This window comes from Paenibacillus praedii (genome assembly GCF_049725345.1).
Lineage (GTDB): Bacteria > Bacillota > Bacilli > Paenibacillales > Paenibacillaceae > Pristimantibacillus.
In genome coordinates this window covers 1-15,969 of record NZ_JBMWAM010000005.1, presented here as the reverse complement: position 1 = coordinate 15,969, position 15,969 = coordinate 1, and the positions used below count along the sequence as shown (strand labels likewise).

The 15,969-nt window shown below is 50.1% G+C and carries 13 protein-coding genes; 11 read left to right on the top strand and 2 right to left on the bottom strand.

Annotation, left to right across the window (positions count from 1 at the left end; translation table 11 throughout):
- Positions 1-975, bottom strand: a complete 975-nt coding sequence (locus ACO9K6_RS06390; RefSeq protein WP_424766712.1) for a Na/Pi cotransporter family protein — start codon at positions 973-975, stop codon at positions 1-3.
- 108 nt (positions 976-1,083) lie between these two features.
- Between ACO9K6_RS06390 and ACO9K6_RS06385 the strand changes: the two genes are divergently transcribed.
- The 11 genes from ACO9K6_RS06385 to ACO9K6_RS06335 all read left to right on the top strand — a co-directional run bounded on the left by ACO9K6_RS06385 (position 1,084) and on the right by ACO9K6_RS06335 (position 15,258).
- On the top strand, positions 1,084-2,475 hold the full coding sequence (locus ACO9K6_RS06385) for a class I SAM-dependent rRNA methyltransferase (RefSeq protein ID WP_424766711.1): 1,392 nt from the start codon (positions 1,084-1,086) through the stop codon (positions 2,473-2,475).
- Positions 2,476-2,508: 33 nt separating this feature from the next.
- Positions 2,509-6,024 carry a helicase-exonuclease AddAB subunit AddB gene (addB, locus tag ACO9K6_RS06380; protein ID WP_424766710.1) on the top strand — a complete coding sequence of 1,172 codons (3,516 nt, stop codon included), beginning with the start codon at positions 2,509-2,511 and terminating at the stop codon, positions 6,022-6,024.
- A gap of 6 nt (positions 6,025-6,030) precedes the next feature.
- The gene (gene addA / locus ACO9K6_RS06375) at positions 6,031-9,897 is read left to right on the top strand and encodes a helicase-exonuclease AddAB subunit AddA (protein WP_424766709.1); all 3,867 of its coding nucleotides are present in this window, start codon (positions 6,031-6,033) and stop codon (positions 9,895-9,897) included.
- 16 nt (positions 9,898-9,913) lie between these two features.
- Positions 9,914-10,531 (top strand): hypothetical protein, encoded by a 618-nt coding sequence (locus tag ACO9K6_RS06370; RefSeq protein ID WP_424766708.1) that lies wholly within the window; start codon positions 9,914-9,916, stop codon positions 10,529-10,531.
- Between the two features lie 74 nt (positions 10,532-10,605).
- Positions 10,606-10,911, top strand: coding sequence for a hypothetical protein (locus tag ACO9K6_RS06365; RefSeq protein WP_424766707.1), 306 nt, complete (start codon positions 10,606-10,608; stop codon positions 10,909-10,911).
- Positions 10,912-11,058: 147 nt separating this feature from the next.
- Complete coding sequence (locus ACO9K6_RS06360; protein ID WP_424766706.1) at positions 11,059-11,406, top strand: histidine triad nucleotide-binding protein; 348 nt, start codon at positions 11,059-11,061, stop codon at positions 11,404-11,406.
- Positions 11,407-11,497: 91 nt separating this feature from the next.
- A complete protein-coding gene (gene rpsU, locus ACO9K6_RS06355; RefSeq protein ID WP_005547957.1) occupies positions 11,498-11,671 on the top strand; it encodes a 30S ribosomal protein S21 in 174 nt (57 codons plus the stop codon).
- 15 nt (positions 11,672-11,686) lie between these two features.
- On the top strand, positions 11,687-12,130 hold the full coding sequence (locus ACO9K6_RS06350) for a GatB/YqeY domain-containing protein (protein WP_424766705.1): 444 nt from the start codon (positions 11,687-11,689) through the stop codon (positions 12,128-12,130).
- Between the two features lie 189 nt (positions 12,131-12,319).
- Positions 12,320-13,693, top strand: a complete 1,374-nt coding sequence (locus ACO9K6_RS06345) for an NfeD family protein (protein WP_424766905.1) — start codon at positions 12,320-12,322, stop codon at positions 13,691-13,693.
- A 29-nt stretch (positions 13,694-13,722) separates the two neighbouring features.
- Positions 13,723-14,712, top strand: a complete 990-nt coding sequence (gene floA, locus ACO9K6_RS06340) for a flotillin-like protein FloA (protein ID WP_424766704.1) — start codon at positions 13,723-13,725, stop codon at positions 14,710-14,712.
- Between the two features lie 57 nt (positions 14,713-14,769).
- Positions 14,770-15,258 (top strand): hypothetical protein, encoded by a 489-nt coding sequence (locus tag ACO9K6_RS06335; protein ID WP_424766703.1) that lies wholly within the window; start codon positions 14,770-14,772, stop codon positions 15,256-15,258.
- 217 nt (positions 15,259-15,475) lie between these two features.
- Here the strand turns inward: ACO9K6_RS06335 and ACO9K6_RS06330 are convergent.
- Positions 15,476-15,969: IS3 family transposase (locus tag ACO9K6_RS06330; protein ID WP_424766702.1), on the bottom strand; the 494-nt coding region annotated here is incomplete at its 5' end.

The following is a 15,969-nucleotide window of genomic DNA, read 5'->3' as shown; positions in this document are numbered from 1 at the left end:
TCATGTAACCGGGTCCAGCCTTCGGAATGCGGGCAAGTAGCAGAAAGGCAGCGCAATTAGTGAGCTAATGATGTTGAAAATCGTTTGAGAGTGAGCGATTTGGCTTGCTGCTGATGAGGAAAACCACTCGGAGACTATACCTAGCTCTCCGATGAAGGGCATAAATAGTAAAGCGCCGCCTACGTTCAGCACAACGTGAGATAAGGCTACGAATTGACCTGATTTCGATCCGCCTAGCGAAGCAAGCACAGCAGTCGCGCATGTGCCGATATTGGAGCCGAGAACGACAGCTATGCCAAGCTCGATGGGCATTGCCCCAATGGCTGTGAAGCCCATAATCAGACCTATAACGGCAGCGCTGCTGTGCACGGCTGCGGTCAGGATGGCTCCAGCCGCAAGCCCCCACCATAAGCTGTCATCAGCTTTTGCCAAAAACCAGCCGAACATATCGCTTTCTTGAACAGCGGGGCCGACGCCTTGCATCATGCTAAGTCCAGTCAGAAGCAAGGCAAAGCCGCATAACGCGACAGCAGAGGAACGGAGCGAATTCATCCATGGCTGCTTGCGCAAGGCTGGAAATAGTCGGATTTCGCCAATAAGAGCTGTCAATAGCCATGTACCGATTGCAGTGATGAGCAGCGGCAGGGCCAGCTTATTTAAATTTAGGCCAATGAGCTCGGTCGTTATGCACGTGCCGATATTTGTGCCGAGTATAATGCCTAAGGTTCTGGGAAATGTAAGCAGTCTTGCGTTAACCATTCCGATTGCAATGACTGTTACTGCTGTGCTGCTCTGCAGGAATGCAGTCGAAACGGTGCCTACGGCCAATCCATGAACGGGCGTTGCGGTCGAACGCGCCAGAAATCGGGTTAAATAAGGACCTGCAAGTCGGTGAAGGGCGAGCTCCATCAGCTTCATACCGCACATAAACACGGCGAATCCGAGCAGCATGGGGATGAGAATCGTTTGAATCATTGGACGGTCTCCTTCTTACTTGCAAAAGGTTCGTTTCGTATATATACATATGTATGCTGCAATAGAGACAAGCATGACAAGCTTCACACAGAGAGGACGAGAGAGAACGTGAGCAATTCAAAAATTTGGTTGCAAAAAGCAAGAAAAAAACGTTTGGAGCAAGGCCATCCGTGGGTTTATGCGACAGAAATCGATCGATTGGAGGGTGAAGCTAATCCGGGCGATCTGGTTGATGTCGTCAACCACCAAGGGCGTTACTTGGCAACGGGTTATTGGAATCCGAAGTCTCAAATTACAGTTAGGATCGTTGCGTATAAGCCCATAGAGGCAATGGATGCCGATTTTTTCAGAGTTCGCTTGCAGCAGTGTCAGGAGCATCGTCGCCGTTTTGTAGCTGATTCCGATTGCCGTCTTGTTTACGGAGAAGCCGACTTCCTGCCGGGGCTTGTCGTCGATCGGTTTAATGACGTGCTTGTGCTGCAACTGTTGACGCTTGGTATGGATGTGAGGCGCGAGGCTCTAATCGAAGCCTTGATTGATACCTTCCAGCCTCGCGGCATTTATGAGCGCAGCGACGTGAGCGTACGTCAGCTGGAAGGCTTGGAGGAGCGCACTGGCGTCTTGTACGGAGAATGTCCATCGATTTTGGAAATCGAAGAAAACGGACTTAAGCTTGAGGTAGACATCGTAGAAGGCCAGAAAACCGGCTATTTCTTCGACCAACGCGAGAATCGAGCATCGATTGCTCCGCTTATGACGGGCTGGGGAGAACGGAGCGGCATTCGTCTGATGACGAGAGCAGAGGCGGAAACTGGAAGCGCTGCTGCAAAGGGTAATGCAGGTGATGAGCGTGTACCTGTCAATTCGAATGGTAAAATAGTTACGTACCCGTTTTGGGACGGGGCTTCCGTGCTGGAATGCTTTGCCCATACAGGCAGCTTTACGCTGCATGCTTGCAAATACGGAGCAAAAAAAGTAACGTGCCTTGATGTTTCCGAGCACGCGATAGAAACAGCAAAGCGGAACGTAACACGCAATGGGTTTACCGATCGTGTGGAATTTGTCGTGGCTGACGCTTTCGAATATTTGCGCTCACAGGTCAAAGGGAACGATGAGCGTAAGCAGCGCGGCTTGGGAGGAGTAGACACGTCTAAGAAGCTGGAAGGCGCAGCGGGGAGGACATGGGATGTCGTCATCCTTGACCCGCCTGCTTTTGCCAAAACGAAGGCTGCTGTGCCGGGGGCGTGCCGCGGATACAAGGACATTAATCTGCAAGGGTTAAAGCTGGTTAACGAGGGCGGTTATCTCGTTACGGCGAGTTGCTCTTACCATATGCGTCCGGAACTGTTTCTTGAGACGATTCAGGAAGCAGCGGTAGATGCAGGGAAGCTGCTCCGTCTGGTGGAATGGCGTGCTGCAGGCAAGGATCATCCGCAGCTGCTTGGCGTTAATGAGGGACATTATTTGAAGTTTGCCATTTTTGAGGTTAGAAGCAGGTAATAGAGAACTAACGAATAGACGGGAGGGCTGCATATGTCGCTTCGTTTTGTCATTGGCCGATCTGGAACCGGGAAAACTACCTTTTGCTTAAACGAAATGAGGGAGCAGCTGCGTGAGCAGCCAGATGGTGCTCCGCTTGTGATGCTTGTTCCGGAGCAGGCAACGTTTCAGACGGAGTATGCGCTGCTTCAGCAAGGCGGTTTGCTTGGCACGATTAGGGCGCAGGCGCTAAGCTTCCATCGTTTAGCCTTTCGGGTTATGCAAGAGACGGGCGGCACAGCGCTCGTTCCGATTGGCGATACGGGCAAACATATGCTGCTCTATAAAATCGTTCATCGACTTGGTCAACAGCTGGAGCTCTTCCAGAGCGGAGCGGAGCAGCCGGGATTTATTGACCGGCTCGCTGAGCTGATCACAGAGTGGAAGCGGTACGGCATTGATTCGGAGCTGCTGCAGGAGAAGCTCGGCGCTGCAGATGCCGACACAGCGCACTCCAAATTATTAAAGCGCAAGCTGCATGATCTGCAGCTTATTTATAGTCAAATGGAGCAGGAGCTCGCGGGCTTATATATAGATGCTGAGGATTATTTGCGTTATTTGCAAAATGGATTTGCGCTCGCGCCTGCGATGCAGGGAGCACAGTTCTGGGTTGACGGCTTCTACGGTTTTACGCCTGCTGAATTTGAAGCGCTCGGCGCATTGATGGCTTCCGCAGCGCAGGTAACGGTTACGCTAACGCTGAACCGTCCTTATGAGCCTGGAGAGCTGCCGCATGAGCTGGACCTCTTTCATCCGACGGCGGAGACGTATAATAAGCTGATAGAGCTTGCCGCGATGCATGACGTTACCGTGCTCACGCCTATCGTGCTTGATCATAAGCAGCCTGTTAGATTTCAAGATAGTCCGATGCTGGCCCATTTAGAGAAACATTTCAATGACCGCATCCCAATGCTTTTACCGGATCAGAAACTGTTAGAGCCCGAGCATCCCCGCTGCGGGGTATCGCTGCATGCGGCAGCAAATCGGCGCGCAGAGGTGGAGTCCGTCGCTCGTGATATTATTCGCCGTGCGCAGACAGAGAAGCTTCGCTGGCGGGATGTCGCCGTTATGGTTCGCAATGCGGAGGATTATACGGATTATATTGCACTCGTATTCCATGATTACGGCATCCCGTATTTTGTCGATCAGAAGGAAAAGGCTGTCCATCATCCATTAGTGGAATTCATTCGTTCCGCACTGGAGACCGTGTTGTTCGGATGGCGGTATGATGCGGTGTTCCGCTGTGTCAAAACAGAGATGCTGTTTCCTATGGACGACAGTCTGCCGCGAGAATGGTTCGATAAGCTTGAAAATTATGCGCTGGCTGCCGGGATAGACGGGTGGAAGTGGCTCGAGAAGAACCGTTGGCGACCTTTAGTTTCTGTGTCGCTGGACGATGACAGCGATATCGAGACAGTAATAAGCGAGAAAGCACAGCTTGAATTTGATATCGTGCTTGCAGCAGGCGAGGCGGTAGTGCCTCCGCTTCAACGCTTCGGTGAAGCATTGAAGAAAGCTGACAATGTACAAGCCATGTGTGAGGCGCTTTATCGCTTGCTTGATGAATCTGATTCCGCTGACCGTCTGGAACGGTGGAGCAGACAGGATATTGCAGCCGGCAATACCCAGCGTGCAAGAAGCCATAGACAGCTGTGGGACAGCGTCATGCAGCTGCTCGATCAGCTTGTTGAGCTGGCAGGGAAGCAGACGGTTTCGCCTGAATTATTTGCAGGCATGGTTGAAGCCGGCTTGGATAGTTTAAAGCTCGCAGCTGTACCGCCTGCGCTTGACCAGGTATTGATCGGCAGCATAGACCGTACACGATCGGGTCACATACAGGTTTGTTATGTGCTTGGAGCTAATGACGGCGTTATGCCAATGAGGGTGAAGGAAGACGGCATTCTAACTGAACCAGAGCGTGAACGGCTGGCGGAGGATGGCCTTGTGATGGCCCCCGGCGTAAGGCGAAGGCTGCTGGATGAACGATTTATGATCTATAATGCGTTGACGACGCCTAGCCGTCATTTATGGATTAGCTGGGCGCAAGCGGATGAGGAAGGGAAAAGCTTGCTTCCGTCAGAAGTTGTTCGCCAACTGCGGCAGTTATTTCCAGGAATATCCGTACGCAGCGTTGCGGCGGAGCCGACCCCTGGTTTGCCTGTATTGGATCAAAGGATGTTCATAGCTCGTCCTGCGCGAACACTTTCTTATTTAATCGCGGCCATCCGTAATTGGAGGCAAGGAGCAGCCATTGCTCCATTTTGGTGGGATCTATATAACTGGTATGCCGTTCGCCCGGAATGGCAGCACAAGCTTCAGATTCTAACGGGGTCGTTGACCTATGTGAACCAAGAATATGCATTATCAAAGGATACAGCCAGACGATTATACGGTGATCGGCTGCAGGTAAGCGTGTCACGGATGGAACGATTCGTATCGTGTCCATTTCAGCACTTTGCGATTCATGGTTTGAAGCTGCGCGAACGCAAGCTCTACCGGCTTGAAGCGCCGGATGTGGGGCAGCTATTCCACGCTGCTTTAAGCAGATTGACTGTCGATCTTGGTCCGAAATGGGGCCAAATGGCTGCAGCAGAATTAAAAGAGGCTGCTGCCAAGACAGTGGATGAACTTACACCGAAACTTCAGGCGCAAATTTTGTTAAGCAGCAGCAGATTTCAATACATCGCCCGCAAGCTGAAGGAGATCATAGGACAAGCGGTGCTGATGTTGGGTGAGCATGCTAGGCGAGCCGAATTTCACCCCGTTGGCACGGAGGTTGATTTTGGTCCGGGCGGGAGCCTCCCCGCTCTTCTGATTCAGCTTGAGGACGGCGGCTTGATGGAGATCATCGGCAGAATAGACCGTGTAGACGCTGCGGAGACGGAGCAAGGCTTGCTTCTGCGTGTCCTCGATTACAAATCAAGCCTGACGCAGCTTAAGCTGGAGGATGTTGTATATGGGCTCTCCCTGCAAATGCTAACCTATCTTGATGTGCTGGTTACGCATGCTTCAGACTGGCTTGGAAAACCGGCTTCACCAGCAGGTGTTTTATATTTTCACGTTCACAATCCGCTGCTCGCGCTGACGAATGGCATTAGCTCATCCGAGGTTAAAGGCAAATTGCTGAAACGTTTCAAGATGCGCGGGCTTATTACTGCTGACACGGATACCGTTCGCCTGATGGACGATGAGCTTGAGACGGGTTACTCGGAGCTGCTTCCTGTTGCTCTAAAGCGTGACGGCAGCTTTTACAGCAGCTCTTCGGTCGTTACAAATGAGCAGTGGGATACGCTGCGGCATTCTGTCAGAAAGACGATAGCCCGAATAGGCAGCGGGATACAAGCGGGTGAGGTTTCCATCGAACCATACCGTATGGGGACAAAATCGCCCTGTCAATATTGTGATTACAAAGCGGTATGCCAATTCGATACGCAATTCGATGGCAATGCGTACAGAAAGCTGAGCAAGCCTTCGATAGATGATATTTGGCAACAGCTGGAGAGGGAGTAATGGACCATGCACACTGCAAAGGATTCGCCAAAGCCGGAAAACAGCACCTGGACGGACGATCAGTGGGATGCCATTGTCACTAGCGGCTCAAATATACTCGTCGCGGCAGCTGCCGGCTCAGGTAAAACAGCCGTTCTCGTGGAACGGATTATTCGCAAAATATCGGCGCACACAGATGTAGACCGCTTGCTCGTAGCTACGTTTACGAAGGCGGCGGCGGCTGAAATGAAGGATCGCATCCGTCTCGCGCTCGAGAAGGAGCTGGATCGCCAGCCCGAATCGGAGCATCTGCGCCGTCAGCTCGCGCTGATGAACCGCGCGTCTATAACTACGCTTCACTCTTTTTGTCTTGATGTCATTAGACGCTATTATCCGTTTATTGGAATTGATCCCGGTTTTCGGATCGCGAATGAGACGGAAAGCGAGCTCATGAGGCTTGATGTGCTTGACCAGCTATTTGAGCAAAAATATGAGGGAGCTGGAGATGAAGGTGCGTTTCTGCGGCTAGCGGACCGTTATGGCGGCGAGCGAGGGGATGAGCCCCTTTACCGCCTTGTACAGCAGCTCTTTGATTTTTCCCAAAGTCATCCTTGGCCGGAACACTGGCTGCGGCACACGGCAGAGGCTTTTCATGTGTCGGATGTGTCCGAGCTTAAGCAAAGCGCATGGATCAAAAGTCTGCAAAACGATATCCAGCTAGCGCTCGAGGGTGCAGCATCGCTGCTACAGCAAGCGCTGGAGCTGACGCGTATGCCTGCAGGACCAGCGCCTTATGCGGCTAATTTTGATGAGGACCTATTATTGGTTAATGACCTTGCCGACATGGTTTGCACACAGCCTTGGGAAACATGGATAGAGCCATTTCAAGCGGTTCAATTCGGTAAGCTGAGGGCGATGCGCGGAGACGAATACGACAAGCTGCTTCAAGAGCAAGCCAAGGAATTGCGGGATCATGCCAAAAAGCTGATCACGACGCTTGCGGATGAGCTATTCGGCAGGACGGCTGAGCAGTTTGTGGAGGAGCTTCAGGAGCTGGCTCCCCTCATGCGCGCACTGGCTGAGCTGGTTATCGAGTTTGGTCGAGGCTATGAGGCCGCAAAGCGGGCGAAGGGTCTTCTTGATTTTGGCGACTTGGAGCACTATTGCCTTCGCATATTGCGAGATCCGGCTTCGACGCCGGACCGTTTGCTCCCTTCCGTAGCTGCGCTTGAATACCAGCAGCAATTTGATGAAATTTTGCTTGATGAGTATCAGGATACGAATAAGGTACAGGAAGCTATTGTTTCTTTAATTGAACGTCCTGGAGCGGGCAACCGCTTCATGGTAGGCGACGTTAAGCAGAGTATATATCGCTTTCGGCTCGCAGAGCCAAAGCTTTTTTTGCAGAAATATAAATCGTACCGGTCCATTCAAGCGGAAAATGAAGCGACAGACTCGGAATCAGGGCATGGTCTGCGCATAGATTTGGCGCGGAACTTCCGCAGCCGCTCAGAAGTCGTGGATGGCGTGAACGCTGTGTTTCGAGCCCTTATGCGGGAGAATGTCGCAGAGATGGATTATGATGAAAGTGCCGAGCTTGTCTGCGGGGCGGCCTATCCCGAGCCGATCCCGGCGGACCGCTGTCAGGTCGAGTTTGTTATTCTTAACAAAGCGGACCCCGAGCAGAGCGATGACGAGGAAAGCGACAGCTCGGCGTTCACCGATCAAGTCGAGGACAATGATCCAGCCGAGCAGCTGCCTGCCGCTGAATCGGCTGCAGAGCTTAAGTCGGCGCAGCTCGAGGCAAGGTGGATGGCTCAGCAGCTTCGTTCCATGATAGACAGCGGCTATCAGGTATATGACAATAAGCGCAAGGAAAGCAGAAGCATGCAGTGGAGAGATGTCGTTATACTGCTGCGGGCAACGCAGCAATGGGCGCCAATCCTTATCGAAGAGCTGCAGGCCGGCGGCATACCGGCATATGCTGAGCTTAGCAGCGGATATTTCGATGCAACTGAAGTAGAAACGGTGCTTTCTCTGCTGCGGGTCATCGATAATCCGTATCAGGATATACCGTTGGCTGCAGCGCTGCGCTCACCTATGTTTGGACTTCAAGCAGAGCAATTGGCTCGCATACGAATTCTCTCTGCCAAGGCTACATACTACGATGCAGTGCTTTTCGCTGCTGGCGACAGGTATCTGGAGGAGGAATCTCGAAGAAAGCTGTCGGTTTTTCTGGATAAGCTGGATCGCTGGCGTACGGAAGCAAGGCAGGGCTCGTTGGCGAACCTGCTCTGGGAAATTTATTTGGAAACCGGCTACTATGATTTTGTAGGAGGCTTACCTGGCGGGACGCAGCGACAGGCTAATTTACGCGCTCTTCACGATAGGGCACGTCAGTATGAAGCCACATCTTTCCGCGGACTTTTCCGCTTCCTCAGATTCATAGAACGGATGCGAGACAGCGGAGGCGATTTGGGCACCGCGCGAGCGCTGGGCGAGCAGGAAGATGTGGTACGGATCATGTCTATTCATAAAAGCAAGGGACTGGAGTTCCCGGTTGTATTTGTGGCCGGGCTAGGGAAGTCATTTAATATGCAGGATATGCGTTCTGCTTTTTTAAAGCATAAGCAGCTGGGCTTCGGGCCTCGATATGTGGATCCGACCCTGCGAATAAGCTATCCTACGCTGCCGTATCTTGCTATACGTCGAGCGATGCGAATGGAAATGCTTGCGGAGGAAATGCGTATTTTGTATGTCGCGTTAACACGGCCTAAGGAGAAAATGTTTCTCATCGGGACAGTATCCGATGCGGAGGCAAAGCTGAAGCGGTGGATATCGGCTGTTGAAGAAAATGGCATGCTGCCGGATTTTCGTGTGGCTTCAGCACGTTCGTTTATCGATTGGTTAGGTCCTCTTGCTGCTAAACAGATAGCTGAGCGGGAAGAAGGAACAAGGAGTGCTCCCCGGTGGCAGACAGACATTGTTTCAGCCTCCCTGCTCGGCGTAGAGGCAGCTGCAGCGACAGAAGCGGATGATCTGCAAATCACTCCTTTGGAGGAACGTCTGCAAGCCGTAACGACGTTATCGCTGCTCGAGAATATCGAACAGGACGAGGAGCTGCGGGCTAGGCTGGAATGGCAGTATCCGCATGGAGCGGCAGCAGCGCTCGCAGCAAAAACATCGGTCACTGAAATGAAAAGACTGCACGCGGAGGCAGCCGATGATGCGGTACAAATGGAAGAAGCTATCATGCCAAGGAGTACTGAGCCTGTCGATCCAGCTGTTGCGGCCGATACCTTAGACAACTATACCTTCCGTTTAAGGCGACCATCCTTCCTGGAGGAGAAAAATTTAACAGCAGCTGAGAAGGGCTCGGTTCATCACTTGCTCATGCAGCATGTAACTTTGTCAGAAGCACTCGATGAAGCCAAGCTGAAGCTGACACTCAATCATATGATTGAGAGACGATTATTGACAGAAAAACAATCGCAAGCGATTGATTTGGGTGCTGTCAATGCGTTCTTCCAGAGCACGCTGGGTCAGCGGTTGCTTCACGCGGATTGGGTCCGTCGGGAGGTTCCGTTCAGCTGCATGTTTTCCGCAAGCCGGGTATATCCGGATTCGGACCCGTCGATTGCAGCTGAAAAAATTTTAATCCAAGGGGTTATCGATTGTTTGTTTGAGGATCATGAAGGGATTGTTCTACTCGATTATAAGACGGACCGGATCTATAAGAGAGACTGGGATGAGGCCGCTGAACGTCATCGCTTTCAGCTTGAGCTTTATGCTGAAGCGATCGAGGCGGTGCTTGGCCGGAAAATTAAAGAATGTCATGTCTTTTTCTTCGATGGCGGCGAGTCGGTGGAACTGAAGAAGACCATTTCGGAATAGAAGGGAGGCTATGAAGTTGGAGCATCAACAGACGGGAAAGCGCTCAATAGCTCTGCCGATTACATTGGTCATACTCGTGTTCAGTCTAATCGGGAATGTGCTGCTGTACACACTGTATTTGCAGCACAAGCAGGAAGCGAGCTTCGAAACGGGGCAAAAGATTTATAAGGCGGCTGTTGAGTCCAAGCTGTATTTCGGTGAGTTGATTTCTCAAATGGACGAGCTTCTGAACAGCAAGCAGGCTGAGGACCGGTTAGAAGCAAAATATTTCTCCGGAAGGGCTGCCGTCTTGAGTTCAGGCGTGATAGAGCTGATTGCGCAAGCAGACCGGATATCGACAAGCGATAATAAGCTGAGTCCCGAGCCTGCGCTCCTATTCATTAATCATGTGGATTTCTCCATGCAGCAAGTCGGCAGCTATGACGGGCCATTAAAAGATGAGGATCGGACCTACCTGCTTTCGCTAAAGCGTGCGTTCGAGCAAATGGCTGATGAATTGAGCGGATTCAATACGAATCTTGCAGATAACCGTTCAGCCATTATTCGTCTATCCAGCGGACTGGACTGGGTCGAGCATGTAGAGCGGCTGTATCAGCTTATGAATGAGCAGCCCGTAAAACATCCTGCCGCATAGCGGCTTATTCGAGGGTGTACTTAGTAGCCAAACGCCTACCTGTGAATATGATGAATGAACAGGAGGCTGATTCCATGGAAAATACAATGGCTGAACAGCAGGAAATGAAGCAATGGTGCGAGAGTCATAAAAACCGGTATGTGCTCGTGCAGACACATGATGGCTGGTGCTGCGACGGTTTCATCGAGCATATTGACGACGAGATTGTCTGCATAGCAGTACCATGCGGCACGAATGAGTGGGAAAATCGAGCTTTTCTTCCGTATGCGTCATTTGGGGCTCCTATTTATCCTTATCCTTACTATCCGCGCAGACGATTTATTCGGCAGGTGTTTCCGCTTGCTGCATTACTGGCAATTACATTATTGCCGTTTTTTTAAACGATCCAGGCTTACGCTCTGTAATGGGAGCAGGTTCAGCCTTCATCCCATAACAGAGCGCAAGCGAGTACCAGCGCTAAATTGGACGAGCACTCTATTTTTCACTATAATATGGAGGAAGAGAACAAATAGGGGGTGAAAAACCTTATGGACTGCCTTTTTTGCAAAATTATCGATGGTGCCCTGCCCTCTAAGAAAGTATTCGAGAATGATCATATCCTTGCTTTCCATGATATACAGCCTGCCGCTCCGATACATATTCTTATTATCCCGAAAAAGCACATCGCTACGATGAATGACGTTACGGATGAAGATGCTCCGCTTATAGCTGAGCTGTTCGCTGCTGCTCGTCAGATTGCGAGGGAACTGGGTATTGAAGATTCAGGTTACCGTCTAGTGAACAACGTAAATGCGGATGGAGGACAGGTTGTTTATCATCTCCACATCCATTTACTCGGAGGCGCAAAACTTTCTCCGCGATTAGGTGAGATCTAAAGTTGACACTGCCTTTTGGTTTGACATATAATGAAATTTGATAAACCGTGTATTAGCTCTGGACGGTCTGTTTCGGAGGGAGGGAAAACTGGTGTCTGAAACTAAAGTTCGCAAAAACGAAACTATTGATGCTGCGCTTCGCCGCTTTAAACGTTCCATCGCTAAAGATGGAGTTCTAGCTGAGGTGAAAAAACGCAAGCATTATGAAAAGCCAAGTGTGAAGCGCAAGAAAAAGTCTGAGGCTGCGCGCAAGAGAAAGTTTTAGGAGGATCCTTCCATAATGAACCTGAGCGATAGATTGACCGACGATATGAAGCAAGCCATGAAGAATCAGGACAAGTTTAAGCTAAGCGTTATTCGTATGATGCGCGCGTCAGTGAAAAACTTGGAAATCGATCTCAAGCGTCCTTTGGACGACAATGAGGTGCTTGATATATTGAGTCGCGAAATCAAACAACGTAAAGATTCCCTCCAAGAATTTAAAAAAGCCGGCCGCGATGATCTAGTTGCCGATCTTGCAGTAGAAATTGAAATTATTAGTCAATACCTTCCCGAGCAGCTGACTGAAGAAGAGATTCAAGAGATAGTAACACAGACCATCCATGAACTCGGTGCTTCTTCCAAAGCCGATATGGGAAAAGTTATGAATGCCCTTTTGCCTAAAACAAAAGGACGCGCTGACGGTAAACTAGTAAATCAGTTCGTACAGCAACTTCTAAAGTAACTAAACATTCGGACTCACAAAACACCCCTGCTTAGGGGTGTTTTTTTACATGCAGCGTTCCTGTAATTTTCTGACCCTCACCTAAAATATAGAAGCTGTGTTATCCTACATATACGAAACATGAAACATTATTTGCTTTTGACCGTAATAGGACTTAATAAAGGTAAAAAAGGAGGAGTCTTCTTGCAAATGATTCAAGGGCGGAGAAGGTCAACCGTCGCTCCAATCCTATTGCTTGCAGCAATGCTGCTCGTAACGCTTGCAGGGCTGTTCGCCGCGCCGGCCAAGCAAGCTCAAGCAGCAGATGAAATTGGCACGGCTGTCTACGTGATTCCCGTTAAGCAGACGGTTGAATCAGGTCTTGAATCTTTTTTGAAAAGAGCCTTTAAAGAAGCGGAGGAAGCTAAGGCCGACCACATTATCTTAGTCATCAATACACTGGGAGGCAGAGTAATCAACGCAGAGAATATCGGGCATCTTATTCGTGAGAATAAAATACCGACTACCGCATTTGTAGAGAGCAAGGCTGTTTCTGCAGGAACCTACATCGCGCTTAATGCGTCCAATATCGTGATGCAGCCAGGCAGCACGATTGGTGCGGCCGCCGTTGTTAATGGAGCTGGAGAGCTAATTGACAATCCCAAAACGATATCTTTCTGGGTATCGGAGATGAGAACCGCAGCCAGCTTGAACGGACGGGATGAAGACATCGCGACCGCTATGGTTGATCCGAATGTTGTAGTTATGCTGCAAGACAAGATCGGCAGAGATAAGCTGAAGGGTGAAATTCTGAGCTTGTCTGCTGCAGAAGCGGAGAAGGTCGGCTTTTCGGATCATACAGCCGCATCGGTTAATGATGTTGTGAAGTGGCTTGGTCTCGAGGAGCGAACCCAAATTGAGGTGAATCCTTCGATTGCCGAAAATGTCGCCAGATGGCTTGTTAATCCGGTGGTGATGACAGTGCTGCTCATTCTTGGTATTGCGGGCGTTGTTATTGAACTGCTGGTACCAGGTTTTGGTGTGCCAGGCATAATAGGTATGGTGTCGTTTGGTCTTTATTTCTTTGGTCATTACGTTGCTGGATTTGCCGGCATAGAAGCAGTCGTTCTCTTTGTGCTTGGCATCGCGCTGCTCATAATCGAGGTGTTTGTACCGAGCTTTGGGATCTTAGGCATTCTTGGCAGCGCAGCTTTAATTACGGGTGTTGTCATAGCGGCTCCTGATCCGATGACGGCGTTTATTTCCATTATTGTTGCGTTTGTTGTTGCGACTATAATTATTACGATTTTTGTGAGGATGAATAAAATGAGAGGCATATGGAATAAATTTATTCTTCGCGATAAGCTGACGACGGAGGAAGGCTATTTATCTGCGGACGTCAAGGACTCATTGCTTGGCTTAGAGGGGGTAACGATTACGCCGCTGCGCCCGGCCGGAACGGTATTAATCGGCGACAAACGGATTGATGTCGTTACCTCGGGCGAATTTATTGACGTTAAGCGTACAGTTAAAGTCATCAAAGCGGAGGGTACCTGGGTGGTTGTTCAAGAAGTAGGCAATTAAAAATAGTTGATAACTGGAGGTTAGACAAGATGGATCCAATAATTTCTGTATTAATTTTAGTTGTGGTAGCGATCGTTGTTTTGTCCGTATTTCTAAGCTTCTTCCCGATTATGCTATGGATTTCCGCGCTGGCATCGGGTGTTCGTGTAGGTATTATTACGCTCGTGGCTATGCGGCTTCGGCGCGTTGTTCCGAGCCGTATCGTCAACCCGCTCATTAAAGCAACAAAAGCCGGTCTGGGTCTTAATATTAATCAGCTGGAAAGCCATTTCTTGGCAGGGGGTAACGTTGACCGCGTCGTAAATGCATTGATCGCTGCGCAGCGCGCCAATATCCCGCTCATTTTCGAGCGTGCGGCTGCGATTGACCTGGCCGGACGTGACGTGTTGCAAGCGGTTCAGATGAGCGTTAACCCGCGCGTGATCGAAACTCCTATTGTTGCTGCAGTAGCAAAGGACGGTATCGAGGTAAAAGTTAAGGCTCGTGTAACGGTTCGTGCGAATATCGATCGTCTCGTCGGCGGTGCCGGCGAAGAAACGATTATAGCCCGTGTCGGCGAAGGTATCGTAACGACAGTTGGTTCTGCTAATTCGCATAAGGATGTATTAGAAAATCCGGATATGATTTCTCGTACGGTGCTTGGTAAAGGCCTAGATGCAGGCACGGCGTTCGAAATTTTATCGATTGATATCGCGGACGTTGACGTAGGCAAAAACATCGGTGCGCATTTGCAAACCGAGCAAGCAGAAGCGGATAAGAAAATTGCTCAAGCTAAAGCAGAGGAGCGCCGCGCAATGGCGGTTGCCCAGGAGCAAGAAAATAAAGCGAAGGTCGTTGAAATGGAAGCGCGTGTCGTTGAATCGGAATCTCAAGTGCCGCTTGCTATGGCAGAAGCGCTTAGGAGCGGTAAAATCGGGGTCATGGATTACATGAACCTGAAAAATATTGAAGCAGACACCCAAATGCGCAGCTCCATTGGCAAGTCTGACGGTTCGATAGACGACAAAGATGGTCGTTAATGCAGCTGCTCCATCATCGGTTGACAGGCCTTGCTGCCGCGCCATGGAGGTGAGTTCTTGATGAGAATTATTGAGTTTTTATTAAATAATATATTTATTGTGGTTATTATTATTGGCGCTTTGGCTTCTTTATTCGGCAAATCGGGTTCGAAGAGGAAGCCAAGTCAGATGCCGGACTTCGGCGGAGGCGGCTTGCCTCGCATGCAGACCCCCCGGGCTCTTGAAAGGGATCGCGGAGACGAGCGTCCACAGCCGGAACAAACGCAAGCACAGACGGTTTACTATCCTGCTGCTGAGCTGCGGGAAGATGTCAGACCGGAGTCTTCGGCGTCATACAGAGAGAGCAGCCAAGCACATGCTGCAGGGCTGGGGCGCACGCTGCAGAGCGTTGCAGCGAACAAAACGAAGGCAGCGACTGTAGAACAATCAAGACGAGGAAGCAAAAGCGCCATTGCTGCATCCTTGCAAGCCGAGGATTTGCGCAAAGCTGTTGTATGGGCAGAAATATTAGGTCCGCCGCGCGCTAAGAGGCACTACCGTAAATAAAGGGACGCATCCATATGCAGAGTATTCTATGTATGGAGCAACTTGTACGATGAGGTCAACCAGAAAAGCTGGGTTGACCTTTTTTAATGTTTGTATATATTAGGGAATCTAGTCCGGAGATTGAGGCAGATTGTAATTCATTCGATTTTATTAATGAGGCTAACCAGCATCCTGAACTGCACCCCGTCAAGTAGACAGTACAAAAAATAAAAATCAGTTATGCGGCCTTAGTCCTGAATTCCATTGGACTGAGGCCGTTTAGTTTGCCTTGCAACCGTTCGTAATTGTAGAAGCGGATGTATGCGTCAATATCCCTTTTGAGATCCTCGAAGGTTTCGTAGGTGTGCAAATAATATTTCTCGCATTTCAAAGTTCCCCAAAACGACTCCATCGGGCCATTATCGATGCATCGCCCAACTCGAGACATGCTTTGAGTTATATGGTTCTCGTCCAATATCTTTTTGAAGGCCAGAGATGTGTACTGGTAACCACGATCGCTATGAAGCATAGGCTTGCTTCCTGAAGCCTCTTGCAAAGCTAAATTTAACGTCTGGAATACTAGCGGATTGTTATTGGATCGCCCAAGTACATGAGAGATAATCGTGTTGTCATGAAGGTCAAGAATGGCGCTCAGATACGCCTTCTGCCCATTACCGTACTTGAATTCCGTTACATCGGTTAACCATTTCTCATTAGGTGCATCTGCATAGA